Annotated in this window: 22 protein-coding genes; 18 read left to right on the top strand and 4 right to left on the bottom strand. The window is 62.9% G+C overall.

The features are described 5' to 3' along the window. The first annotated feature begins 72 nt into the window (after positions 1-72). The 3 genes from LOY22_RS04740 to LOY22_RS04730 all read left to right on the top strand — a co-directional run bounded on the left by LOY22_RS04740 (position 73) and on the right by LOY22_RS04730 (position 1,938). Complete coding sequence (locus LOY22_RS04740) at positions 73-444, top strand: septal ring lytic transglycosylase RlpA family protein (protein ID WP_093388150.1); 372 nt, start codon at positions 73-75, stop codon at positions 442-444. A gap of 62 nt (positions 445-506) precedes the next feature. Continuing rightward, positions 507-1,550 carry a calcium/sodium antiporter gene (locus tag LOY22_RS04735; protein ID WP_045196297.1) on the top strand — a complete coding sequence of 348 codons (1,044 nt, stop codon included), beginning with the start codon at positions 507-509 and terminating at the stop codon, positions 1,548-1,550. A gap of 10 nt (positions 1,551-1,560) precedes the next feature. Further along, the gene (locus LOY22_RS04730) at positions 1,561-1,938 is read left to right on the top strand and encodes a carboxymuconolactone decarboxylase family protein (protein WP_045196295.1); all 378 of its coding nucleotides are present in this window, start codon (positions 1,561-1,563) and stop codon (positions 1,936-1,938) included. Between the two features lie 22 nt (positions 1,939-1,960). Here LOY22_RS04730 and LOY22_RS04725 read toward each other — a convergent pair whose 3' ends face one another. Next, positions 1,961-3,334: an amino acid permease gene (locus LOY22_RS04725; protein WP_045196293.1), complete on the bottom strand. Its 1,374-nt coding sequence runs from the start codon at positions 3,332-3,334 to the stop codon at positions 1,961-1,963. A gap of 52 nt (positions 3,335-3,386) precedes the next feature. Beyond that, entirely contained in the window at positions 3,387-4,328 is a 942-nt protein-coding gene (locus LOY22_RS04720) for an AEC family transporter (protein WP_093388147.1), read from the bottom strand. 182 nt (positions 4,329-4,510) lie between these two features. On the opposite strand from LOY22_RS04720, the gene LOY22_RS04715 reads away from it, so the two are divergent. Together LOY22_RS04715 and LOY22_RS04710 are read left to right on the top strand one after the other, a co-directional pair. Beyond that, positions 4,511-6,151 (top strand): phospholipase, encoded by a 1,641-nt coding sequence (locus LOY22_RS04715; RefSeq protein WP_093388145.1) that lies wholly within the window; start codon positions 4,511-4,513, stop codon positions 6,149-6,151. A 14-nt stretch (positions 6,152-6,165) separates the two neighbouring features. Further along, positions 6,166-6,357, top strand: a complete 192-nt coding sequence (locus LOY22_RS04710; protein ID WP_213602342.1) for a hypothetical protein — start codon at positions 6,166-6,168, stop codon at positions 6,355-6,357. 59 nt (positions 6,358-6,416) lie between these two features. Here the strand turns inward: LOY22_RS04710 and LOY22_RS04705 are convergent, their stop codons facing one another. Together LOY22_RS04705 and LOY22_RS04700 are read right to left on the bottom strand one after the other, a co-directional pair. After that, a complete protein-coding gene (locus LOY22_RS04705) occupies positions 6,417-6,977 on the bottom strand; it encodes a response regulator transcription factor (protein ID WP_010223415.1) in 561 nt (186 codons plus the stop codon). Continuing rightward, the gene (locus tag LOY22_RS04700) at positions 6,977-8,233 is read right to left on the bottom strand and encodes an ATP-binding protein (RefSeq protein WP_045196284.1); all 1,257 of its coding nucleotides are present in this window, start codon (positions 8,231-8,233) and stop codon (positions 6,977-6,979) included. The genes LOY22_RS04705 and LOY22_RS04700 overlap by 1 nt, the downstream gene beginning before the upstream one ends. 202 nt (positions 8,234-8,435) lie before the next feature. On the opposite strand from LOY22_RS04700, the gene LOY22_RS04695 reads away from it, so the two are divergent. From LOY22_RS04695 to LOY22_RS04635, 13 genes are all read left to right on the top strand, one after another. After that, positions 8,436-9,155 carry an SIMPL domain-containing protein gene (locus tag LOY22_RS04695; protein ID WP_093388139.1) on the top strand — a complete coding sequence of 240 codons (720 nt, stop codon included), beginning with the start codon at positions 8,436-8,438 and terminating at the stop codon, positions 9,153-9,155. 314 nt (positions 9,156-9,469) lie between these two features. Next, entirely contained in the window at positions 9,470-11,095 is a 1,626-nt protein-coding gene (locus LOY22_RS04690) for an ABC transporter substrate-binding protein (protein ID WP_045196280.1), read from the top strand. 254 nt (positions 11,096-11,349) lie between these two features. After that, positions 11,350-12,942, top strand: a complete 1,593-nt coding sequence (locus LOY22_RS04685) for an ABC transporter substrate-binding protein (protein WP_093388229.1) — start codon at positions 11,350-11,352, stop codon at positions 12,940-12,942. 225 nt (positions 12,943-13,167) lie between these two features. Next, the gene (locus LOY22_RS04680) at positions 13,168-14,493 is read left to right on the top strand and encodes an OprD family porin (protein WP_093388136.1); all 1,326 of its coding nucleotides are present in this window, start codon (positions 13,168-13,170) and stop codon (positions 14,491-14,493) included. 72 nt (positions 14,494-14,565) lie between these two features. Continuing rightward, a complete protein-coding gene (locus LOY22_RS04675) occupies positions 14,566-16,161 on the top strand; it encodes an ABC transporter substrate-binding protein (RefSeq protein ID WP_045196276.1) in 1,596 nt (531 codons plus the stop codon). Positions 16,162-16,235: 74 nt separating this feature from the next. Beyond that, complete coding sequence (locus LOY22_RS04670; RefSeq protein WP_036993941.1) at positions 16,236-17,246, top strand: ABC transporter permease subunit; 1,011 nt, start codon at positions 16,236-16,238, stop codon at positions 17,244-17,246. Between the two features lie 10 nt (positions 17,247-17,256). Then, complete coding sequence (locus tag LOY22_RS04665; protein WP_045196274.1) at positions 17,257-18,186, top strand: ABC transporter permease subunit; 930 nt, start codon at positions 17,257-17,259, stop codon at positions 18,184-18,186. Positions 18,187-18,196: 10 nt separating this feature from the next. After that, on the top strand, positions 18,197-19,165 hold the full coding sequence (locus LOY22_RS04660) for an ABC transporter ATP-binding protein (RefSeq protein ID WP_045196592.1): 969 nt from the start codon (positions 18,197-18,199) through the stop codon (positions 19,163-19,165). Next, on the top strand, positions 19,165-20,133 hold the full coding sequence (locus LOY22_RS04655) for a peptide ABC transporter ATP-binding protein (protein ID WP_045196272.1): 969 nt from the start codon (positions 19,165-19,167) through the stop codon (positions 20,131-20,133). Before LOY22_RS04660 ends, LOY22_RS04655 begins: the two co-directional genes overlap by 1 nt. 144 nt (positions 20,134-20,277) lie before the next feature. Then, on the top strand, positions 20,278-21,087 hold the full coding sequence (locus LOY22_RS04650; RefSeq protein ID WP_093388127.1) for a nuclear transport factor 2 family protein: 810 nt from the start codon (positions 20,278-20,280) through the stop codon (positions 21,085-21,087). A gap of 61 nt (positions 21,088-21,148) precedes the next feature. Beyond that, positions 21,149-22,555, top strand: coding sequence for an FAD-binding oxidoreductase (locus LOY22_RS04645; protein WP_258596547.1), 1,407 nt, complete (start codon positions 21,149-21,151; stop codon positions 22,553-22,555). A gap of 32 nt (positions 22,556-22,587) precedes the next feature. After that, positions 22,588-22,929: a cupin domain-containing protein gene (locus LOY22_RS04640; protein ID WP_045196265.1), complete on the top strand. Its 342-nt coding sequence runs from the start codon at positions 22,588-22,590 to the stop codon at positions 22,927-22,929. A gap of 55 nt (positions 22,930-22,984) precedes the next feature. Then, positions 22,985-24,064, top strand: a complete 1,080-nt coding sequence (locus tag LOY22_RS04635) for a polyamine ABC transporter substrate-binding protein (RefSeq protein ID WP_258596545.1) — start codon at positions 22,985-22,987, stop codon at positions 24,062-24,064. Positions 24,065-24,124: the final 60 nt, after the last annotated feature.

The raw sequence follows: 24,124 nt of genomic DNA, 5'->3' as shown, positions 1-24,124 counted from the left end.
TAAATCGCGGGTCAAGTCGGGGCGCCGCACCGACTTGACCCGCGATGGCCACCCTACGGAGCATCTGCATACATGTGGCGTCCCCTCAGCGCACTCGCGCTTTTCACCCTGCTGGCCGGCTGCGCCAGCCACGATATCGACCCCCGCGGTTACGACAAGACCGGCACCGCCTCCTATTACGGCTCCCGTCACCACGGTAAACGCACCGCCAGTGGCGAGCCTTTCAACCAGCACGGCATGACCGCCGCCCACCGCAGCCTGCCCTTCGGCACGCGGGTCAAGGTCACCAACCTCAACAACGAACGCAGCGTCGTGGTGCGCATCAACGACCGCGGCCCGCATACCCGTGGCCGGCTGATCGACCTGTCGCGCGCCGCCGCGGATAAACTCGGGATGATCCGTAGCGGAACCGCGCGCGTACGGGTACAAAGTCTCAGCGATTGACCTGACCCCGGAGCCCGACCATTTTCGACCTGGCCGCTTTACCCACTTTCAGCCTGCTGCAGTTGAGCATCGGCCTGCTGTTGCTGATCGCCGGCGCCGAACTGCTGGTGCGCGCCGCCCTGCGCCTGGCCGCCAGCCTGCAAGTGCGGCCATTGATCATCGGCCTGAGCCTGGTGGCATTCGGCAGCAGCGCGCCGCAACTGACCGTCAGCCTGCAGGCGGCCTACACCGGCGCGCCGGATGTCGCGGTCGGCAGCGTGATCGGCAGTAACATCTTCAACATTCTCGTGACCCTGGGCCTGGCCGCGCTGATCATCCCGCTGCGGGTCTCGCGCCAGCTGGTTCGCCTGGATATCCCGCTGATGATCGCCGCGAGCCTGGCGGTGTACCTGCTGGCCTTCAACGAACTGCTCGGGCGCCTGGAAGGAGCCCTGCTGCTGTGTGGCCTGTTCGGCTACCTGGCGATCCTCTGGCACCAGTCCCGCCACCACGCGCGCACCTACCCGTCCCCCGGACCGCGCCCGCAGCGTGGCGGCCGGTTCTGGCTTGGTAGTGTGCTGCTGATGCTGGCCGGGCTTGGCCTGCTCAGCCTGGCCGGTCATCTGCTGCTGGAGGCAGCGGTAGAGGTGGCGCAGGACCTGGGCCTGTCGGAACGGGTCATCGGCCTGACTGTGGTCGCGGTCTGCACCTCGCTACCGGAACTGGCCACCTCGCTGATCGCCGCCCTGCGTGGCGAGCGGGAGATCGCCGTGGGCAACGTGATCGGCAGCAACCTGTTCAACCTGCTGGCGGTGCTCGGCCTGACCGCGTTGGTCGCCCCCGAGCCGCTGTCGATCTCGCCCAATGCCCTGGCCTTCGACCTGCCGGTGATGCTCGGGGTCGCGGTGCTGGCGCTGCCGGTGTTCTACTCCGGTTACCGGGTGACCCGCGCCGAAGGGCTGGTGTTCCTCTGCCTGTACCTGGCTTATGGTCTGCATGTGGTGGCCTTCACCACCGGCATGCCGCTGGCCAGCCGGCTTGAAAAACTGATGCTGTTCTACGCATTGCCAGCACTGGGGGCGTTGCTGCTGTACACCACCCTGCGTGCCTGGCGCCGCCAACACTAAGGAAAACAACATGGGCGACAACAACAAATCCGGCGAACAGGTTCGCCGCCAGGTCATGGGCGATGCCTTCGTCGATCGCGCTTTGAGCAATGCCACCGACTTCAGCCAGCCGCTGCAGGATTTCGTCAACGAACATGCGTGGGGCAGCGTCTGGAGCCGCGAAGGCCTGCCGCTGAAAACCCGCAGCCTGATCACCCTCGCCGCCCTCACCGCACTCAAATGCCCGCAGGAGCTCAAGGGCCACGTGCGTGGCGCCCTGAACAACGGTTGTACGGTCGAGGAAATTCGCGAGGCGCTGCTGCACTGCGCGGTGTACGCCGGCGTGCCGGCAGCGGTCGATGCCTTTCGCGCCGCCCAGGAAGTGATCGACAGCTACCCGCAGAGCTGATCGATCACTTGCGCCAAGGCCGTCAGTTGCTGACGACGACGGCCTTCTGACTTTTCTTCTTCAGCCAGAACGCCACACCCAGGGTGGCGATCCAGGCCGGGATCAGCATCACCGAAATGCGGATCGGCGGGGTCAGGTACATCACCACCAGAATCAGCCCGATGAACGCCAGGCACAGGTAGTTGGTCACCGGGTGGCCCCAGCTCTTGTAGAAGGTCGACTCGCCCGACGCCTGCTTGGCGCGGCGGAATTTAAGGTGGGTAATGCTGATGCTGGCCCAGTTGATCACCAGCGCCGAAACCGCCAGGGCCATCAGCAGGCCGAAGGCTTCGCCCGGCATCAGGTAGTTGATCAGCACGCACAAGCCGGTGGCCAGGGCAGAAACACCGAGGGCCGTCAGCGGCACGCCACGGCGGTTGACCTTGAGCAGCGCACGCGGCGCGTCACCCTGGCTGGCCAGACCGAACAGCATGCGGCTGTTGCAGTACACGCAGCTGTTGTACACCGACAGCGCGGCGGTCAGTACCACCACGTTGAGGATGGTCGCTACCAGGTTGCTGTCCAGGTTGTGGAAGATCATCACGAACGGGCTGCCGCCCTGCACCACCTTCTGCCACGGGTACAGCGACAGCAGCACCGCCAGGGCGCCGATGTAGAAAATCAGGATGCGATAGACCACCTGGTTGGTGGCACGCGGGATGCTGTGGCGCGGGTTGTCGGCTTCGGCAGCGGTGATACCGACCAGTTCCAGGCCGCCGAAGGAGAACATGATCACCGCCATGGCCATCAGCAAACCGCTGAAGCCGTTGGGGAAGAAGCCGCCGTACTGCCAGAGGTTGGCGACGCTGGCGTCCGGCCCGCCATTGCCGCTGGCCAGCAGCCAGGCGCCAAAGCCGATCATGCTGACGATGGCGATGACCTTGACCAGGGCGAACCAGAACTCCATTTCGCCGTAGACCTTCACCTGGGTGAGGTTGATCAGGTTGATCACCACGAAGAAGATCGCCGCCGTCGCCCAGGTCGGGAAGTCCGGCCACCAGTACTGCACGTAGATACCCACGGCCGTCAGCTCGGCCATGCCGACCAGCACATAGACCACCCAGTAGTTCCAGCCGGAAACAAAACCGGCGAACTCGTTCCAGTAGCGGTGGGCAAAGTGGCTGAAGCTGCCGGCTACCGGCTCGTCGACCACCATCTCGCCCAGCTGGCGCATGATAAAGAACGCCATCAGGCCGGCAATCGCATACCCCAGCAGCACGGCCGGACCGGCCATCTGGATGGTCTGGGCAATACCCAGGAACAGGCCGGTACCGATGGCGCCACCCAGGGCAATCAACTGGATATGGCGATTCTTCAACCCGCGCTGTAATCGCTCTGGGGGGTTCTGTTCTTGCATGAAATGTCCTTGAAGGTGGAAGGCAGTGTTGGCTTTATTGTCGGCACAGAATCTAGATCCAGCCGCCCCACTGCAAGAGGAAAATGCCGATATTCGTGGTTATGGCGGCCATCAGCGTAGTAATTACGATGATCGAGGCGGCCAGTTCATGGTTACCGTTGGCCGCGCGGGCCATCACATAACTGGCCGCGGCGGTCGGGCTGCCGATGTACAGGAACAGGATACCCAGCTCCGCGCCGCGAAAGCCGCAAAGCCAGGCCGCCAGGGTGCCGATCACCGGCAACCAGATCATCTTCACCAGGCTGGCGCTGACCGCCAGGCCACCGCTTTCGCGCAGTGACGCCAGCGACAGGGTACCGCCAATGCAGATCAATGCCAGCGGCAGGGTCATCTGCGCCAGGTAATCACCGGAGGTCAGCAACCAGTTGGGCAGCGGCACTTGCCCGTAGGCCATGGGCGTGGCGAGCAGCACGCTGATGATCAGCGGGTTGCGCAGGATACTCTTGCAGATGCTCCAGGGGTCGGACTTCATGCTCGGGCTGTACACCGCCAGCACCACCGACGACAGCGAGTTGTACAGCAGTATCACCAGGCCGGCGAGGATCGCCCCCAGCGAAATGCCGTAATCGCCATACATGCTTGCCGCCAGTGCCAGGCCGATAACCCCGTTGTTGCCGCGAAAGCCGCCCTGGGTGTAGATGCCGCGGTCTTCACGCGGGCAGCGCCACAGGGCGAAGCCCCAGGCCAGGGCAAAACTGCCCAGGGTGGCGACCACGAAGAACACCAGCAGCCCGGGCTTGACCGCCGCCGTCAGGTCGGCGTGATAAATCCCCAAAAACAGCAGAGCCGGCATGCACACGTTGAACACCAGCGACGAGGCGGTGTGGATGAAGCCGTCGTTGATGGCCTTGATGCGTTTGAGCAGCACGCCCATGAACAGCATGGCGAACACCGGCGCCGTGATGTTCAGCGTCTGGATAAAGAGGGCGAGCATGCAGGGTGGTCCCGATGGCTGTCGTTAGGGGGCTAATGATACGTCAGCCACCGATTGATGAATCGTATTCCTGTGTAAGAAAAAAGAGTTGTTGACGTAGGAAATGGTTTGGATATGATCGAAACAACTGTACATACATACAGTTATTTAGGTAAATCCATGACATCTCAAAGGAGTTGAATATGTCAGGTATGCAAACTGGACTGCACGCCCAAAAGGCGCTCGCCACCACCGTGGTCGCCGACCTCGACGCCCTGTTCAGCGTCAGCGGCATCAACATTCCCGGCCCTGACGCCCGCCTGGTGCTGGTGCTCGACGGCCATCACACGATCAAATACCACCGCCTTGGCCTGGCGGCCAAACCGCCTGCCAGTGGCAAGCCGGTACTGCGCTTCGAAGGCGGCGAACACACCGCCATCGGCGACAACACCCTGCTGCGCTTCAGCCACGACAGCGCGCCGATCCCGGCCTGGAAAGTCGCCCTGCACCTGGCCAATGGCCTGAGCCTAAGCTACGGCCAGATCGTCGCCCTGGGCGGCGATTTCTATGGCATTCCCGAGCGGCCGATTGCCGATGGCGCCACAGCCGAAGAACGCGTTGAACGTTTTGCCGCCGCCTTTGATTCACTGGCCGTGCTTCCCGCCTCCCGGGAAGAAGCCGGCAAGATCCTCGCGGTCATGCAGCGGGAAATCGCCGCCGCCAACCAGGCGATCAAAGACGGTCGCCAGCCTCATGAAGCCTACGACCAGTTGGGCGACACCCTCTCGGAAGAGTGGAACAAGATCACCGGCGGCGGCAGTTTCGTCTCGCCGATGTTCCCCCTGGGTCGCTATCTCAAGCTGGCCGCCAGCAACTGGGACCACTTCGGTGAATGGGCGCTGCTGGCGTATGTCGCCGGCCATACCGCCGCCTTGCGCCAGGCCGTGAAAGCTCGCGCCAGCGGCGATGACGGGCAGCTGGAACTGGCCTACGCGATGAACGCCTTCGCCGACCACTTCCTCACTGACCTGTTCTCCGCCGGCCACGTGCGGGTACCGCGCAAGGCGATCAAGGACAACGTCACCCCGGCCGATCTCGGCTCGCTGATCTCGCGCTTCATGCACGATGAAGACAGCAAGTACGGCCTGGTGCTGCGCAATGCCCAGGGCGATACCTGGCGCGGCTATGGCGACAAGCGCTACTTCGACAGCATCGACGTCGCCAACCGCAAACAGGTGGGCCTGGCGGTGCAGAAATCTGCCGATGAGATCTTCCAGGCATTCGACACCGGCAACCTGCCGGCGCCGACAGCCTATGGTGCGCTGCGCATCGCCGCTGACTTGCAAGCTGCCGTGGAAGGACAGGTGCCAGGCAACTTCGCCCCACTGTTTGCCCTGCGCAACGGCAAGCTGATGCGCCGCGCCGACGTCAACAACCTCAATGACCCGGCGCAGATCGACAACTGGTGGGGCTGGAGTACCTACCTGCTGCTCAAGGACTACAGCCCGAACAAACCCACCGGCTACCTCGATGCCCCTGCCAGCGCCCCGAGCATTCGCGCCGACGGCTGGCAGACCCAGGTACCGAGCCAGCCCAACTGGCTGCCCGGCCATGCCGTGCGTTATGCGGTGAGCGTGGTCAACGGTTTCAACGAGTCCTACATTGGCCCGTGGAGCGACTACGCCGAACTGACCGAGCGCTTCCAACCGACCCTGACGGTGCCGCTGGACACCTCCGGCAAGTCGGTGTCGCGCAATCTGTTCCGCCAGTTCCGCGGCGGTTCGCCGGAACTGATCGCCTCGCTGGATGCGAGCACCACGACCTATATCGATCAACAGCCGTGATAAGGAAATCACTCATGAGCATTACCCTGAACATTGAGCTGGCGTCGGGCCAGTCCCTCAAGGATGTACCCCTGGAGCTGCTGCGCGATGGCGTGGTGGTGGGTCGGGCCAAGCTGGCTGAAAGCGGCAAGGTGGTATTCGATGCCGCGCCCGGGGCCGGGCAACTGGCAGTGCGGGTGGATCGAACGATCCTCGGCGGCAAATAAATTGATCGCGGGGCAAGCCCGCTCCTACAGTAGGAGCGGGCTTGCCCCGCGATAGTCAATCAGCGCCGAACCGGGCGCTTTTGCAGCTTGCGCTGCAAGGTCCGCCGGTGCATGCCCAGGGCCCGGGCCGTGGCGGAGATATTGCCTTCATGTTCAGTCAGCACGCGCTGGATGTGTTCCCACTGCAGGCGGTCCACCGACATCGGGTTTTCCGGCACCAGGCTGTCGAGGTCGGCGTGCTCGGAAAGTAGCGCGGCCAGCACATCGTCGGCGTCGGCCGGCTTGCACAGGTAGTTGCAGGCACCGCGCTTGATCGCCTCGACTGCGGTGGCGATGCTCGAGTAACCGGTGAGGATCACCACGCGCATTTCCGGGTCCAGTTCCAGCAGCTTGGGCAACAGTACCAGGCCCGAATCGCCATCCATCTTCAGGTCCAGCGTGGCATAGTCCGGCACGTCGTCCTGGGCGATTTTCAGGCCCTCTTCGGCAGAACCTGCAGTGCTCACGCGAAAGCCGCGGCGACTCATGGCCCGGGCCATTACCCGGGTAAAAGTGGCGTCGTCGTCAACCAGCAGCAGGTGCGGCAGCTCTTCGCCTTCAACCTGGATTTCATCACTCATCACACATCTCCTCGCGCGTCACGCGGCAGGCGCAGCTCGGTGAGCGTACCGCCTTCTTCATGACTATAGAGTTTTACCGAGCCGCCAGCACGGGTCACGCTGGCCTTGCTCAAGAACAGGCCCAGGCCGAAGCCTTTGCCCTTGGTGGTAAAGAAGGGTTTGCCGATCGATTCGGCAATCGCTGCCGGCACGCCCGGGCCGTGGTCGCGGATGCTGATCACCATGTCCTGGGCGTCCCAGTCCAGACGCACTTCCAGGTCGTCAGGGCAAGCATCGGCGGCATTGTTCAACAGGTTCAGCAAGGCCTGGGTGAGGTCCGGCGGCGGCGCCAGGCGCGGCACATTGCCCTGGCCCAGGCGCTGGAAGCGGTAACTGGCCTCGGGGCGCATCAGGTGCCAGCGGTTGAGCGCTTCGTCGAGCCAGAAGGTCACTTCCTGGTTCTCGACCGCCAGGCGCCGGTTGGCTTCAGCAGCACGCACCAGGTTCTGCAGGGTCTCTTTACACAACTTGACCTGGTCCTGCAGCACTGCCAGGTCTTCCTGCAGCAGCGGGTCGCTGTGGTCCTGGCGCATTTCCTTGATCAATACGCTCATGGTCGCCAGGGGCGTGCCCAGCTCATGGGCAGCGCCAGCGGCCTGGGTGGCCACGGCCAGCAGTTGCTGGTCGCGCAGGCCCTCCTCTCGGCGTTCGGCGCGCAGTTGCTCCTGGCGGCGCAGCTCTTCGGCCATCTTCGCGGCGAAGAAGGTAATCACCGCCGCTGCCAGGGCGATACTCAGCCACATGCCGTAGACCTGCATCTTCTCCCGGGCCATAGGGAAGGTCTCGAGCGGATAGAACTGCACCAGCAGCAAGCTGTAGGCGGCCAGGGCAATACCGGAGAGGATCAGCGAATAGACCCAGGGCAAGGTCACCGCGGCAATGGCCAGCGGCACCAGGTAATAGGACACGAAGGGGTTGGTCGAACCGCCCGAGTAATACAGCAAGGCACTGTGGATCAGCAGGTCACAGGCCAGCTGGAAGGCATATTCCAGCTCGGTGACCGGCAGGGTCAAGCGCAGGCGCAGGGCCGTGAACGCGCACAGCAGCATCGACAGGCCGAGGGTAATGACCAGCGACAGCCACGGTAGCGGCAGCAGTTCGGTCCAGTAGGCGACACCGACCGAGCCGGCCTGGGCGGCAAGCACCAGGATGCGGATGAAGGTCAGGCGCCAGAGGTTCTGACGGGTTGCAGACAGCATTTGTACGGGGGCGAGCATGAGCTCTCCTGATGAGTGCTCCAGGCGAATCGTCGCGAGTATACCGAAGCTGCGGCCTGGTCTGCAGTGATGCGGCAAAGCGCCACACTTTTTTACATAACAATGATGGCCATTTTGAACCTCACTACACTGTTGCCAGTCTCATGGGCCAGCGTGCACTGCTTGTGTTCAGTGCCCGCGCCACACTTTCAAGGAGTCATACATGTCGATCACCCGCAGCAGCGCCGCCCTGGCGATGGCCACCAGCTTGCTAGCCAGCCTTCCGGCCCTGGCCGATGAGGCCCCGCGCTACAACCAGATTTCGCTGCGCGCCGAAGTCAGCAAGGAAGTGGCCCGCGACCTGATGGTCGTGACCCTGTACAGCGAAGCGCAGAATACCGACCCGGGCAAGCTGGCCACTGAAATCACCGAGACCATGAACAAGGCGGTGAAACAGGCGCGCGAAGTCAAGGATGTGAAGATCAGCCAGGGCAGCCGCAACAGCTACCCGATCTACGACAACAAGGGTCAGAAGATCACCGGCTGGCGCGAACGCGCCGAGCTGCGCCTGGAAAGCGCCAACTTCCCGGCCCTGTCGCAACTCACCGGCACCCTGCTGCAGGACCTGAAAATGGGCGGCATGGACTTCTCCATCGCCCCGGCCACGCGCAAAACCAGCGAAGACGACCTGCTCAAGGATGCCGTCAACGCCTTCAAGGCCCGTGCCCAACTGGCCACCGAAGCCCTGGGCGGCAAAGGCTACAAAGTGGTCAACCTGAACCTCAACAGCAGCGGTTACCCGCATCCTTATGCCCGTAGCGCACCGATGATGATGAAAGCCGCCGGCATGGCCGCAGACGCAGCGCCCGCTCCGGAAATCGAAGCCGGCACCACCGACGTGACCATGAGTGCCGATGGCACCATTGAAGTCCAGATGCAGTAAGCCGCGTTACTTTTCTGCTGGTTCGCGGCAGTTTCGGCTGTCGCGAACCCTGTTACCTGTAGCACCTCGCGCCCCAAATTAGTGCAAAGACTGACTCGATAGTGAGACAACGTCTTCGAAACAACCTGAAACACCCCCTCGCAAACGATCAACTCCGTAAAAAATTATACGGATGCGACATTCCTGTACGTTCGTCCCACTGTTTACCGTCACCCATCCCTTTGAGTGTTGCATTGGGTATGGGGCCTGCATAAGTATCCGCAGGTCGGCTCACAAGGCCCCCTCAAATCAAAAATGACAACAATGAGGCCACCATGCTCAAACACGCGGTCATTCCGTTTCTGGTCGGCGCAGGCTTGCTAGCCGGCGCACCCTCCGCCCTTGCGGCGACTAACCTGGTGTTTTGCTCCGAAGGCAGCCCCGCGGGCTTCGACCCGGGCCAGTACACCACCGGAACCGACTTCGATGCCTCAGCCGAGACCGTCTTCAACCGCCTGAGCCAGTTCGAGCGTGGCGGCACCGCAGTCATCCCGGGCCTGGCGACCAGCTGGGACATTTCCGACGATGGCCTGACCTACACCTTCCACCTGCGCGAAGGGGTCAAGTTCCATACCACCGAATTCTTCAAGCCGACGCGCGCCTTCAATGCCGACGACGTGCTGTTCACCTTCAATCGGATGCTCGACAAGGACATGCCGTTTCGCAAGGCCTACCCTACCGAGTTCCCGTACTTCACCGACATGGGCATGGACAAGAACATCGCCAAGGTCGAAAAGCTCGACGAGCACACGGTCAAGTTCACCCTCAACGGCGTCGACGCAGCGTTCATCCAGAACCTGGCCATGAGCTTCGCCTCGATCCAGTCCGCCGAATACGCCGACCAGTTGCTCAAGCAGGGCAAGCCCGCCGACATCAACCAGAAGCCGATCGGCACCGGCCCGTTCGTGTTCAGCAAGTACCAGAAAGACGCGCAGATCCGCTTCAAGGGCAACAAGGACTACTGGAAGCCTGAGGATGTGAAGATCGACAACCTGATCTTCGCCATCACCACCGACGCCTCGGTGCGCATGCAGAAGCTGAAAAAGAACGAGTGCCAGGTCACCCTGTTCCCGCGCCCGGCCGACATCGAGCCACTGAAAAACGACCCGAACCTGAAGATGCCTGACCAGGCCGGCTTCAACCTCGGCTACATCGCCTACAACGTGATGGACAAGATCAAGGGCAGCAACGAGCCCAACCCGATGGCCCAGCTCAAGGTTCGCGAAGCGCTGGACATGGCGGTAAACAAGCAGCAGATCATCGACTCGGTGTACCAGGGCGCCGGCCAGCTGGCGGTCAACGCCATGCCGCCGACCCAGTGGTCCTACGACACCACCATCAAGGACGCCAAGTACGATCCCGAGAAGGCCAAGCAGCTGCTCAAGGAAGCCGGCATCAAGGAAGGCACCGAGATCAACCTCTGGGCCATGCCGGTGCAACGCCCGTACAACCCCAATGCCAAGCTGATGGCCGAGATGCTGCAATCGGACTGGGCCAAGATCGGCATCAAGGCCAAGATCGTCAGCTACGAGTGGGGCGAGTACATCAAGCGCTCCAAGGGCGGCGAGAACGGCGCCATGCTGATTGGCTGGAGCGGTGACAACGGTGACCCGGACAACTGGCTGGGCACCCTGTTTGGCTGCGATGCCCTGGAAGGCAACAACTTCTCCAAGTGGTGCTACAAGCCGTACGACGACCTGGTCAAGCAAGCCAAGGCCACCTCCGACCAGGCCAAGCGCACCGAGCTGTACAAGCAAGCGCAACACATCCTCAAAGAACAGGTTCCGATGACACCCATCGCTCACTCGACGGTGTATCAACCTATGCGTTCAACCGTACAGGACTTCAAGATCAGCCCGTTTGGCTTGAACTCCTTCTATGGGGTCAGCGTGACCAAATAGCAGCCATCTGGCTCGGCCCCGCGACGCCACACGGCAGCCGGGGCCGCAGCCTGATGGCCTGGCAGGTCAGCCGCTAGCGCATCGACACGGAACCGTCGCACGCCCTATCGGATACCTCCTACACACCTCTGCGTAATCGCACCTATCTGCAGCGCTTTGATGGCTCTACCGTCAAGGGTGCAGCAGAGTCGGCGCGATTCGTATGGCTGTGCGCCATGGACCGCGAAAAAAACAACAAGAGAGAAGGGATCGTCATGCGCCACACTCCAATCTATGCAGCGCTGCTGGGCTTCGGCCTGCTCGCCCAGGCCCCTGCGGGCCTGGCCAAGAACCTGGTGTTCTGCTCCGAAGGCAGCCCCGGCGGTTTTGATACCGCCCAATACACCAGCGCCACCGACAACGACGCCGCCGAGCCGATCTACAACCGCCTGGTGGAATTCGAACGTGGCGCGACCGCCGTCAAACCGGCCCTGGCAAAAAGCTGGGAGGTGTCCGACGACGGCCTGACCTACACCTTCCACCTACGCGAAGGGGTCAAGTTCCACAGCAACAAGGATTTCAACCCCAGTCGCGATTTCAACGCCGACGACGTGCTGTTCACCTTCAATCGCATGCTCGACCGCGACCACCCGTTTCGCAAGGCCTACCCCACCGAATTCCCCTACTTCGTCGGCATGAGCCTGGACAAGAACATCGCCCGCATCGAAAAGACCGCACCGATGACCGTGGTCTTTACCCTCAACAGCATCGATGCCGCCTTCGTGCAGAACCTGGCAATGAGTTTTGCCGCCGTACTCTCGGCCGAATACGCCGAGCAACTGATGACCTCCGGGCGCCCCAGCGACATCAACCAGAAGCCGATCGGCACTGGCCCGTTCGTGTTCCAGCGCTACCAGAAGGACTCGCAGATCCGCTACCGCGGCAACAAGGACTACTGGGACCCGAGCCAGGTGAAGATCGAGCAGTTGATCTTCTCGATCAATACCGACCCCTCGGTGCGCATCCAGAAGCTGCGCAAGAACGAATGCCAGGTCACCCTGCATCCACGCCCGGCCGATCTCGATGCACTCAAGAGCGACCCCAAGCTGCAGGTCATCGAAAAACCCGGCTTCAACCTCGGCTACATCGCCTACAACGTTCAGCACAAACCCTTCGACCAGCTCGAAGTACGCCAGGCCATGGACATGGCGGTGAACAAGCCGGCCATCGTCAAGGCGGTGTACCAGGAGGCCGGGCAACTGGCGGTGGGCAGCATGCCGCCGACCCAGTGGTCCTACGACGACAGCATCAAGGATGCCGGCTACAACCCGCAAAAGGCCCGCGAACTGCTCAAGGCCGCCGGGGTCAAGGAAGGCACTGAAATCACCCTCTGGGCCATGCCCGTGCAACGCCCGTACAACCCCAACGCCAAGCTGATGGCCGAAATGCTCCAGGCCGACTGGGGCAAGGTCGGCCTCAAAGTGAAAATCGTCAGCTACGAGTGGGGCGAATATCTCAAGCGCACCAAGGACGGTGAACACGACATCTCGCTGATCGGCTGGACCGGCGACAACGGCGACCCGGACAACTGGCTGGGCACCCTGTACAGCTGTGACGCGATAGGCAGCAACAACTACTCCATGTGGTGCGACCCGCAGTACGACGCGCTGGTCAAGAAAGCCAAGACCATCACCGACCGCGAGCAACGCACCCTGCTCTACCAGCAGGCGCAGCAGCGCCTCAGGCAACAGTTGCCCATCACCCCGATCGCCCACTCGACGGTCAACCAGCCGCTCAGTGCCAAGGTCGTGGATTTCAAGGTAAGCCCTTTCGGGCGCAACAACTTCTCAGGCGTCAGTACCGAATAAAAAACCGCTTTCTCCCTCGGGGGCGCGCAGCGCCTTCGCGGGCGAACTCAGCCTGAATATGCCCGATTGCCTTGCAGCAAACGATTGCAAACCCTTGTTCCAACCGGCAAGACGCCCAGCTCACAAGGCCAGGCGGTAACTAAAAAGAAGAAAAGAAAAGGGAGCTTTACCTTGAGACGAACCCAAACCGCAGTACTGGCACTGTCCCTCAGTGGTCTGTCAGCCATGGCCCAGGCCGAACCCGCCAGCCAGGACTATGTTCCGGTCAGCGTCAAAGCCACCAGCGCCCAGAGTGAAGCCAAGGGCTTCATCGAAGGCCAGAGCCTGTCCGGCTCGACCCGCAACTGGTATGGCCGCGAACGCGCCACCCGCGCACCGCTGTTCAAGTACTACAAGAGCGACGGCAGCCAGCACGACACCCACAGCCGTGACAACTGGGTGCAGGGCACCATCCTCAACTACACCTCGGGCTTTACCGAAGGTACCTTCGGCTTCAGCACCGAGGTCGCCGTCTACAACGCCATCGCCCTGGAGCGTGGCCGCGCGGCGGTGGCCGGGCCGAACAACCGCACCCTGACCCACAGCGACGGCGATGTCATCGGCCAGTGGAGCAAGATGGGCCTGGCCAACGTCAAGGCGCGGGTGTCCAACACCACCCTGACCGCCGGCCGCCAATCGATGGACACCCCGGTACTGGCCTACATCGGCAACCGCGCCTTGCCGTCGAGCTTCGAAGGTGTGAGCCTGCACAGCGAAGAATTCGACAACCTGTCGTTTGATGTCGGCACCTTCGACCGGCTCTCGAACCGGACCGAACAGGGCACCAGCAAATTCGTTGCCGAGTACGGTGATCGCGCCTTTTCAGCCGATCACGTCAACATTGCCGGTGTGAACTACCAGCCGCTGAAAAGCCTGAAAACCAGCTTCTACGTGTCCAACGTCGAAGACCTGTGGAACCAGTACTACTTCGGCGCCAGCCATGAGCTGGGCGACAGCGCGGTGCTGAGCCTGACCACCGGCCTGAACTACTACAAGACCAAGGATGAAGGCCAAAGCAAGCTTGGCAATATCGACAACGACACCTACAGCCTGTCGTTCGGCCTGACCCACCAGGCCCACAACCTGACCTTCTCCTACCAGCAGGTCAACGGTAACGAGTACTTCGACTACCTGCACGACACCAACGCGATCTTCCTGGCCAACTCCCTGCTTTCGGACTTCAACGGCCCGAACGAAAAATCGATGCAGATCGCCTACGTGCTGAACATGGCCCAGTACGGCGTGCCGGGCCTCAAGTTCAACCTCTATAACGCGCGCGGCTGGGGCATCGACGGCACCCACTACACCGGCAGCGGCTACGACGTGCGTGGCCTGGACGGCGAGAACCACTACGAGTGGGGCATCGGCACCACCTATGCGGTGCAGAGCGGCTCGCTCAAGGACACCACCATTCGTGCCACCTACACCGCGCACCGGGCCAGCAAGGCCCAGATCGACGGTAGCCTGGACGAGCTGCGGATTGTCACCACCATTCCCTTCAACTTCCTCTAGAACGCGGTTTCCCGGTCGGTTCGCCGAATCGGCCGGGACGGCTACTCTGGTTAATCGATTGCAGGAGGTTTCATGAAACTGCTACCGCTACAGGCTGCCCTGGCAGCCGTCCTGTTGAGTACTGCGGCGGGCCTCTCAGCCAAGCCGCTGGTGGTGTGTACCGAGGCCAGCCCGGAAGGCTTCGATATCGTCCAGTACACCACCGCCGTAACCGCCGACGCCTCGGCCGAGGCCATCTTCAACCGCCTGGTCGACTTCCGCCCGGGCACCACCGATATCCAGCCGGCCCTGGCCGAGCGCTGGGACATCAGCGATGACGGCCTGACCTACACCTTCCACTTGCGCGAAGGGGTCAAGTTCCACACCACCGACTATTTCACCCCTACCCGCGAGATGAATGCCGACGACGTGCTGTGGAGTTTCCGACGACAGCTGGACCCTAATCACCCGTGGCACAACAAGACCAGCATCGGTTTCCCCTACTTCGAGAGCATGGGTTTCAAGGACCTGCTCAAAAGCGTCGAGAAGACCGACGAGCACACTGTGGTCTTCACCCTGACCCGGCCCGAAGCGCCTTTTTTGCGTGACCTGGCCATGGCCTTCACCTCGATCTACTCCGCCGAATACGGCGACCAGTTGCTCAAGGCCAACAAGACCGGCGACCTCAACAACAAGCCGATCGGCACCGGCCCGTTCATCTTCCAGCGCTACAACAAGGACGCCCAGGTGCGCTACAAGGCCAACCCGGACTACTTCCGTGGCAAGCCACCGGCCGACGCGCTGATCTTCGCCATTGCCAACGACAACAACGTGCGCCTGCAAAAGCTCAAGGCCAACGAGTGCCAGGTGGCGCTGTACCCCAAGCCCGATGACATCCCCAGCATCAAGGCCGACCCCAAATTGAAAGTGGCCGAGATGGAAGCGCTGACCACCGGCTACATCTCGCTCAACACCGAACACAAGTACCTGAGCGATGTGCGCGTGCGCAAAGCCATCAACATCGCCTTCGACCGCCAGACCCACGTCGACCAGCTGTTCGGCAAGGGCAACGCACTGGTCGCGGTCAACCCTTACCCGCCGAGCATGATCGGCTACAACACCGACAACCAGAACCCGCCCCGTGACCTCGACAAGGCCCGCGCCCTGCTCAAGGAAGCCGGCGTGCCCGAAGGCACGGTGCTGACCCTGTTCACCCGTAACGGCGGCGGCCCGACCAACCCCAACCCGCGCCTGAGCGCTGAAATGCTTCAGGCGGACCTGGCCAGGATCGGCCTGACCGTCGATATCCGCGTGATGGAATGGGCCGAGATGCTGCGCCGGGCCAAGAAGGGCGAAGCCGACATGGTCTCGACCGGCTGGGCCAGCGACAACGGCGACCCGGACAACTTCCTCAGCCCGCTGCTTAGTTGCGACGCGGTGAAAAGCGGCGAGAACTATGCGCGCTGGTGCAATCAAACCTTCCAGCAGTTGATCACCAAGGCCCGCGAGGTTACCGACAACAATGAGCGTGCAGCGCTCTATGTAAAGGCCCTGGCGGTGTACGATGAAGATCAACCGTGGATCAGCATGGCCCATCCGCAAATGTTTACCGCCATGCGCAACAACGTTGAGGGGTACCACATCAACCCCCTCACCAATAACAACTTCGCCACTACCCAGGTGAAGTAGAACAAGAACGACCGCCGGCGCCCCACCCGGGTGCCGGCGGGCATGCCTGACCGGCTGATGAGGTACTCCTGAAGATGTTTAGTTTTATTGCCCGGCGACTGGGATTGCTGATCCCGACCTTCTTCGGCATCACCTTGCTGACGTTTGCGCTCATACGGCTGATACCCGGCGATCCGGTTGAAGTCATGATGGGCGAACGGCGGGTCGACCCGGAAATGCACGCCCAGGCCATGGAGCGACTGGGCCTGAACAAACCGCTGCCCGAACAGTACCTGGACTACGTCAGCAAGCTCGCCCAGGGTGACCTCGGCGAATCGCTGCGCACCCGCGAAAGCGTCTGGACCGAGTTCCTCGCACTGTTCCCGGCAACCCTGGAACTGGCCATGGCGGCGCTGTTTTTTGCCGGGGTGATCGGCCTGCTGGCCGGGGTCATCGCCGCGCTCAAGCGTGGCTCATTGTTCGATCATGGGGTCATGGGTATCTCCCTTGCCGGCTACTCGATGCCGATCTTCTGGTGGGGCCTGATCCTGATCATGTTCTTCTCCGTGAGCCTGGGCTGGACCCCGGTGTCCGGGCGCATCGACCTGCTCTACGACATCGAGCCGAAAACCGGCTTCATGCTCATCGACACCCTGCTCAGCGACGAAGAAGGCGCCTTCAAGGATGCATTGATGCACCTGATCCTGCCGGCCATTGTCCTGGGCACCATTCCGCTGGCGGTGATCGCGCGCATGACCCGCTCCTCGATGCTCGAAGTGCTGCGCGAAGACTACATCCGCACCGCCCGCGCCAAGGGCCTGTCGCCGGCCCGGGTGGTGTTCGTGCACGGCCTGCGCAACGCGCTGATCCCGGTACTGACGGTGTTCGGCCTGCAGGTCGGCACCCTGCTCGCCGGTGCGGTACTGACCGAAACCATTTTTTCCTGGCCGGGCATCGGCAAGTGGCTGATCGAAGCCATCGGCGCCCGTGATTACCCCGTGGTACAGAACGGCATCCTGTTGATTGCCTGCCTGGTGATCCTGGTCAACTTCGTCGTGGACATCCTCTACGGCCTGGCCAACCCACGCATCCGTCATCAGCGCTGAGGGCCTCGTCATGACTACCCCACTTGCAAAATCTGTCACCACCCCGGCCACCGCTGTCGACCAGAGCCTGCTTTACCCCTCGCCGTACAAGGAGTTCTGGCAGGCCTTTTCACGCAACAAGGGCGCGGTCGCCGGGCTGATGTTCATGAGCCTGATCGTGTTCTGCGCACTGTTCGCCCCCTGGGTGGCGCCGCACAGCCCCAGCGAGCAGTACCGTGATTTTCTGCTGACCCCGCCGGTGTGGCTGGAAGGCGGCAACTGGCAGTTCATCCTCGGCACCGACGAGCTCGGCCGCGACCTGCTTTCGCGGCTGATCCAGGGCTCGCGGCTGTCGCTGCTGATCGGCCTGTCATCGGTGGTGATCTCGCTGATTCCGGGGATCTTCCTCGGCCTGTTGGCCGGGTTCTTTCCGCGCATCCTCGGCCCGTCGATCATGCGCCTGATGGACGTGATGCTGGCCCTGCCCTCGCTGCTGCTGGCCGTGGCGATTGTCGCCATCCTCGGCCCTGGCCTGATCAACACCGTGATCGCCATCGCCATCGTCTCGCTGCCGTCCTATGTGCGCCTGACCCGCGCCGCGGTGATGGGCGAACTGAACCGCGACTACGTCACCGCCGCGCGCCTGGCCGGTGCCAGCCTGCCCCGGCTGATGTTCGTCACCGTGCTGCCCAACTGCATGGCGCCGCTGATCGTGCAGGCCACCCTGAGTTTCTCCTCGGCAATCCTCGACGCCGCCGCCCTGGGCTTTCTCGGCCTTGGCGTGCAGCCGCCAACCCCCGAGTGGGGCACCATGCTGGCCTCGGCCCGCGACTACATCGAACGCGCCTGGTGGGTAGTGAGCCTGCCTGGCCTGACCATTTTGCTCAGCGTGCTGGCAATCAACCTGATGGGTGACGGACTGCGCGACGCGCTGGACCCGAAACTCAAGAATGCCGCCTGAGGAGATCGCCATGTCACTTCTGCAAATCAACAATCTGAACGTGCGCTTTGGCGACGCCAATGCGGTACCGGTGGTCGATGGACTGGACCTGACGGTCGATGAAGGTGAGGTCCTGGCCATCGTCGGCGAGTCGGGCTCCGGTAAATCGGTGACCATGATGGCGCTGATGGGCCTGATCGACGCCCCCGGGCGCATCACCGCCGATGCCCTGACCTTCGATGGCACCAACATGCTCAAGCTCAGCGGCCGGCAACGGCGCAAGGTGGTTGGCAAGGATATGGCCATGGTCTTCCAGGACCCGATGACCGCCCTCAACCCCAGCTACACCGTAGGCTTCCAGATCGAGGAAGTGCTGCGCCAGCACCTTGGCCTGCGCGGCAAGGCGGCCCGCCAGCGTGCCCTGGAACTGCTCAAGAAGGTTGAAATCCCCGGCGCCGAAAGCCGCCTGGACGCCTACCCGCACCAGCTTTCCGGTGGCATGAGCCAACGGGTGGCGATCGCCATGGCGATTGCCGGCGAACCCAAGCTGCTGATCGCCGACGAGCCGACCACCGCCCTCGACGTGACCATCCAGGCGCAGATCATGGAGCTGCTGCTGAACCTGCAAAAAGAGCAGAACATGGCGCTGATCCTGATCACCCACGACCTCGCCGTGGTCGCCGAAACCGCCAAGCGGGTGTGCGTGATGTACGCCGGCCAAGCGGTGGAAGTCGGCCAGGTGCCGGAACTGTTCGACGTCCCCGCCCACCCCTACAGCGAAGCACTGCTGGCGGCGATTCCCGAGCACAGCGAAGGCGCCGAGCGCCTGGCGACCCTGCCGGGCATCGTCCCCGGCCGCTATGACCGTCCTCAAGGTTGCCTGCTGTCGCCGCGCTGCCCTTACGTGCAGGAAAACTGCCGCCGGCAACGACCGACCCTCGATCCCCAGGCCCATAGCCAGGTGCGTTGTTTCTACCCGCTGAACCAGGAGGTGGCGTAATGACCGTCGTCCTTACCGCCCGTGAACTGACCCGTCACTATGAAGTTTCCCGCGGCCTGTTCAAGGGCCATGCCCTGGTGCGCGCACTCAACGGCGTGTCGTTCGAACTGGAAGCCGGCAAGACCCTGGCCGTGGTCGGCGAGTCCGGCTGTGGCAAGTCGACCCTGGCCCGGGCCCTGACCCTGATCGAAGAGCCCTCGTCCGGCTCGCTGAAGATCGCCGGCCAGGAAGTCGCCGGGGCCAACAAGGCCGAGCGCAAGCAATTGCGCAAGGACGTGCAGATGGTCTTCCAGAGCCCGTACGCCTCGCTCAACCCGCGACAGAAGATCGGCGACCAGCTGGGTGAGCCGCTGCTGATCAACACCAACCTGACCCGCGCCGAGCGGCGCGAGAAGGTCCAGGCGATGATGCAACAGGTCGGCCTGCGCCCCGAGCATTACCAGCGCTACCCGCACATGTTTTCCGGTGGCCAGCGCCAGCGAATCGCCCTGGCCCGGGCGATGATGCTGCAACCGAAAGTACTGGTGGCCGATGAGCCGACGTCGGCCCTCGACGTATCGATCCAGGCCCAGGTGCTGAACCTGTTCATGGACCTGCAGAAGGAGTTCAACACTGCCTACGTGTTCATCTCCCACAACCTCGCGGTAGTGCGCCACGTGGCAGACCAGGTGCTGGTGATGTACCTGGGCCGGCCGGCGGAAATGGGCCCCAAGGAGGACATCTACAGCAAGCCGCTGCACCCTTACACCCAGGCTTTGCTGTCGGCCACGCCGACCATTCATCCGGACCCGCTGAAGCCGAAGATCAAGATTTCCGGCGAGCTGCCCAACCCGCTGAACCCGCCGCCTGGCTGTGCCTTCCACAAACGCTGCCCGTATGCCACCGAGCGCTGTGCTGCCGAGGAACCGGCGTTCAGGCAGGTGGGGACGCGGCAGGTGGCGTGCCATTACGCCGAGCAGTTCCTGTAACCGCATCGCGGGTCGAGCCCGCTCCCACAGCGCACGCGGGTCAAGTCGAGGCGTCGCACCGCCGCTCCCACAGCGCACTGTGTGGGAGCGGCGGTGCGACGCCTCGACTTGACCCGCGATTGGCCCCTCCATCACTATCCAGCAATGACCCCAGACCCTATCCCCGACGGCCCGGAGCAAACCCCGGAAACCGCCGCCACCGTCCTGCGCTACCACCTGTGCTGGAAGCATCGCGACCTCGACGGGGTCATGGCCTTGTATCACCCCGATATCCAGTACAACGACTATTTCCAGAACCGCGTCCTGCACCTCGATGAGCTGCGCGAATACGTGCGAGTGAGCATGCCCCGCGAAGCCGGTGAAGACATCGTCCACAGCGACCGCATCCGCGTCGATGGCTGCACCGCCTTCATCCAGTACCAGGTCACCCTGCGCGGTGGCGAAGGCCTGGTGGCGTTCCAGGCCAGCGAAGCGATCACCGTGCGCGACGGCCTGATCTGGCGGGTCAACGAGTACGCCTCGCTGGTCCGCGCGCCCAGCCAGGACACTGGCCACAATGACCTGCGCCCGGCCGCCAGCCGCCTGGGCCTGTCACCACGCCAACTGAGCTTCATGGCCCAGGACCTGGAGCAGTACTTCCAGCGCCAGCAGCCCTACCTCGACCCGGAGCTCGACCTGCAACGGGTGGCCCGCGAAAGCGGCTACAGCCGCAACCAGATCTCCTACCTGCTCAACCAGGTGCTCGGCCAGAGCTTCTACCGCTACGTCAACCAGGCACGCCTGCAGCACCTGCTCACCAGCCTCGGCGCCACCGCCACGGTTGCACGCATCGACGAGCTGGCCTTTGCTGCCGGTTTCAATTCGCTGTCGGCGTTCTACAAAAGTTTCCGCCAGCACACCGGCCTGTCGCCCAAGGCCTACGTGAAGCAGAATTCTCTGCGTGCACGCACGTAAGACACAGCGCCCCGCAAGCTTCTAGGATCGCCACAGACCGTTACCGATGTGGAGCCGAACAATGCTGGCATGGCGCAGTATCAGCCTGTGGATGGACCAACTCGATGAGCCGTTGAGCGCACGCCCGGCGCTGCAACAGGACCTGGACGTCGACGTCTGCATCATCGGCGCCGGCTACACCGGGCTGTGGACCGCCTACTACCTCAAGCGCCTGGCACCACAGCTGAACATCGCCATCGTCGAAGCGCAGATTGCAGGCTTCGGCGCCTCCGGACGCAATGGCGGCTGGCTGATGGGCAACCTGCTCGGTGAAGACCGCCTGCTCGCCGGCAGCACGCCCGAGCAGCGGCGCGCCGCCTATGACCTGTTGCACGGCATTCCCGATGAAGTGGCCCAGGTGCTCGAACGCGAAGGCATCGACTGCGACTACCGCAAGGGCGGCGTGCTGTACTGCGCCGCGCGCTACCCCGAGCAGGAAACCAGCCTGCGCGCGTATCTGAACAAGCTCTACAAGCAGGGCCTGAACGAAGCCGACTACCGCTGGCTAAGCCCCGATGAGCTGGCATCGCAGTTGCGTATCAGCCGCCCCTATGGCGCGATCTTCAACCCCAATGTCGCCACAATCCAGCCGGCCAAACTGGTGCGCGGCCTGGCCCGCACGGTAGAGGCCATGGGTGTGAAGCTCTATGAGAACAGCCCCGTAACCCAGTGGCGCGCCGGTGAAGCACGCACCTTGCAGGCACGGATCAAATGCCAGTGGCTGGTGCCAGCAGTCGAAGGCTACTCGGTCAACCTGCCGCCGCTGGGGCGCTACCAGATGCCGGTGCAAAGCCTGCTGGTGGCCACCGAGCCACTGCCCGAACAGGTCTGGGAGCAGATCGGCCTCAACCATGGCCAGGCTTTCAGCGAGAACAGCCGCCAGGTCACCTATGGCCAGCGCAGCCTGGACAACCGCCTGGTGTTCGGCGCCCGCGGCGGCTATCGCTTTGCCGGCCGCCTGCGCGACAACTTCGACCTCACCGACAGCGAAATCGAACTGCGCCGCTACCTGTTCGGCGAGCTGTTCCCGCAGTTGCAGAAGGTCAGGATCACCCACGCCTGGGGCGGCAACCTGGGCATGGCCCGGCGCTTTCAGCCGCACATGTTCTGCGACCGCAAACAGGGCATCGCCCTGGCCGGCGGCTATGGCGGCGAAGGCGTTGGCGCCAGCAACCTCGGCGGGCGGACCCTGGCCGAGCTGATCCTCGAGCGGCGCAGCCTGCTCACCGAGCAGCCCTGGGCCAGCCACGACCGCGCCCTGCACAGCCTGCCCGGCTGGGAGCCGGAACCCTGCCGCTGGCTGGGCTACAACGCGATCATCAAGAGTTTCGTCCATGAAGACCAGACCCTCGCCAACCCGGCCAGCGCCCCCTGGCGCCGACGCCTGGCCAGCGGCGTAGCGGACTTCATGGAAGGTTTCATGCGCTGACTTTTTGAACCCCCTGCACAGGATCCACCGCTATGAGCATTACCCAGTTCAAGAACACCGACAGTGTCACCCTGGCCGAATCCAACCCGGTGGCGGTGCCACTCGGCGAGCCGGTCTCGATCGCCTCGGTCACCAGCGTCGAGCGCAGCGACGGCGTCGAAACCGGCATCTGGGAATGCACCCCGGGGCGCTGGCGCCGGCAAATCGTCCAGCAGGAGTTCTGCCACTTCATCAAGGGCCGTTGCACCTTCACCCCGGATGGCGGCGAGCCGCTGACCATCGAAGCCGGCGACGCGATCATGCTGCCGGCCAACAGCACCGGCACCTGGGACATCCAGGAGACCGTGCGCAAAACCTATGTGCTGATTTTCTGATCATTTGATCGCCTGCCTCCTTCGATAAAAAACAGACCAAGCAAGGAATCCAGACATGCGCCCATTGCTCTTCGCACCTGTGTTGCTGGCCGCCTCCGTCGCCCAGGCGGCCGACTCGGTAAAGATCTACAACTGGTCCAGCTACATCGCCCCCGACACCCTGAAGAACTTCCAGCAGGCCAGCGGCATCGTGCCGACCTACGACGTGTTCGACAGCAACGAAACCCTCGACGGCAAGCTGATGACCGGCAACTCCGGCTACGACGTGGTGTTCCCCTCCAACCACTTCATGGCCCGGCAGATCCAGGGCAAGGCGCTCAAGCAACTGGACAAGACCCAGCTGCCCAACTGGAAGAACCTCAACCCGGTGCTGCTCAAGGCCCTGGAGGTCAACGACCCGGGCAACCAGTACGGCTTCCCTTACCTGTGGGGCAGCACCGGGATCGGCTACAACATCGACAAGGTCAAGGCGGTGCTCGGCGACAATGCCCCGCTGGACTCCTGGGACCTGATCTTCAAGCCCGAGTACTTCAGCAAGCTGAAAGGCTGCGGCGTGGCGGTGCTCGACAACGGCCCGGAACTGTTACCTATCGCCCTCAATTACCTGGGCCTGCCACACCACAGCCAGAAGCCCGAGGATTACGACAAGGCCAAGGAGCTGCTGATGAAGGTGCGCCCGTTCATCAGCTACTTCCACTCCTCCAAGTACACCGGCGACCTGGCCAATGGCGATATCTGCGTGGTGGTGGGCTTCTCCGGCGACGTGCTGCAAGCCAGGAACCGCGCCGAAGAAGCCAACAACGGCGTGAAGGTCGGCTACTCGATTCCCAAGGAAGGCGCGCCGATGTGGTTCGACATGGTCGCCATGCCGGCTGATGCCCCGGACGAAAAAGCCGGTTACGCCTACATGAACTACCTGTTGCAGCCCGAGGTGATGGCCAACATCAGCAACCATGTGCAGTACGCCAACGGCAACCTCAAGGCCGACACCCTGGTCGACCCGGCGCTCAAGGCCAATACCATGATTTACCCGAGCGACGAGATGCTTGGCAAGCTCTACGCCCTGGAGGCGATGCCAGCCAAGATCGACCGCATCCGCACGCGCATCTGGACCAGCATCAAGGCCGGCAATTGATATAAGTAACGCCCCGGCCCTGCTTACCCGCGGCAATCTCCAGTGATTGCCGCGGGGATC

Origin of the sequence: Pseudomonas sp. B21-035 (assembly GCF_024748945.1) — a bacterium.
Taxonomy (GTDB): Bacteria; Pseudomonadota; Gammaproteobacteria; order Pseudomonadales; family Pseudomonadaceae; genus Aquipseudomonas.
The sequence above is the reverse complement of the archived record's forward strand: the minus strand, read 5'-3'. Positions and strand labels throughout refer to the sequence as shown.

Bases quoted from the DNA above. Each gene is read 5' to 3' on its own strand.
- LOY22_RS04720 (WP_093388147.1), bottom strand. From the start codon at position 4,328: ATGCTCGCCCTCTTTATCCAGACGCTGAACATCACGGCGCCGGTGTTC.
- LOY22_RS04730 (WP_045196295.1), top strand. From the start codon at position 1,561: ATGGGCGACAACAACAAATCCGGCGAACAGGTTCGCCGCCAGGTCATG.
- LOY22_RS04740 (WP_093388150.1), top strand. From the start codon at position 73: ATGTGGCGTCCCCTCAGCGCACTCGCGCTTTTCACCCTGCTGGCCGGC.
- LOY22_RS04655 (WP_045196272.1), top strand. From the start codon at position 19,165: ATGACCGTCGTCCTTACCGCCCGTGAACTGACCCGTCACTATGAAGTT.
- LOY22_RS04680 (WP_093388136.1), top strand. From the start codon at position 13,168: ATGGCCCAGGCCGAACCCGCCAGCCAGGACTATGTTCCGGTCAGCGTC.
- LOY22_RS04670 (WP_036993941.1), top strand. From the start codon at position 16,236: ATGTTTAGTTTTATTGCCCGGCGACTGGGATTGCTGATCCCGACCTTC.
- LOY22_RS04665 (WP_045196274.1), top strand. From the start codon at position 17,257: ATGACTACCCCACTTGCAAAATCTGTCACCACCCCGGCCACCGCTGTC.
- LOY22_RS04640 (WP_045196265.1), top strand. From the start codon at position 22,588: ATGAGCATTACCCAGTTCAAGAACACCGACAGTGTCACCCTGGCCGAA.
- LOY22_RS04725 (WP_045196293.1), bottom strand. From the start codon at position 3,334: ATGCAAGAACAGAACCCCCCAGAGCGATTACAGCGCGGGTTGAAGAAT.
- LOY22_RS04705 (WP_010223415.1), bottom strand. From the start codon at position 6,977: ATGAGTGATGAAATCCAGGTTGAAGGCGAAGAGCTGCCGCACCTGCTG.
- LOY22_RS04695 (WP_093388139.1), top strand. From the start codon at position 8,436: ATGTCGATCACCCGCAGCAGCGCCGCCCTGGCGATGGCCACCAGCTTG.
- LOY22_RS04715 (WP_093388145.1), top strand. From the start codon at position 4,511: ATGTCAGGTATGCAAACTGGACTGCACGCCCAAAAGGCGCTCGCCACC.
- LOY22_RS04650 (WP_093388127.1), top strand. From the start codon at position 20,278: ATGACCCCAGACCCTATCCCCGACGGCCCGGAGCAAACCCCGGAAACC.
- LOY22_RS04685 (WP_093388229.1), top strand. From the start codon at position 11,350: ATGCGCCACACTCCAATCTATGCAGCGCTGCTGGGCTTCGGCCTGCTC.
- LOY22_RS04645 (WP_258596547.1), top strand. From the start codon at position 21,149: ATGCTGGCATGGCGCAGTATCAGCCTGTGGATGGACCAACTCGATGAG.
- LOY22_RS04635 (WP_258596545.1), top strand. From the start codon at position 22,985: ATGCGCCCATTGCTCTTCGCACCTGTGTTGCTGGCCGCCTCCGTCGCC.
- LOY22_RS04700 (WP_045196284.1), bottom strand. From the start codon at position 8,233: ATGCTCGCCCCCGTACAAATGCTGTCTGCAACCCGTCAGAACCTCTGG.
- LOY22_RS04675 (WP_045196276.1), top strand. From the start codon at position 14,566: ATGAAACTGCTACCGCTACAGGCTGCCCTGGCAGCCGTCCTGTTGAGT.
- LOY22_RS04690 (WP_045196280.1), top strand. From the start codon at position 9,470: ATGCTCAAACACGCGGTCATTCCGTTTCTGGTCGGCGCAGGCTTGCTA.
- LOY22_RS04660 (WP_045196592.1), top strand. From the start codon at position 18,197: ATGTCACTTCTGCAAATCAACAATCTGAACGTGCGCTTTGGCGACGCC.
- LOY22_RS04710 (WP_213602342.1), top strand. From the start codon at position 6,166: ATGAGCATTACCCTGAACATTGAGCTGGCGTCGGGCCAGTCCCTCAAG.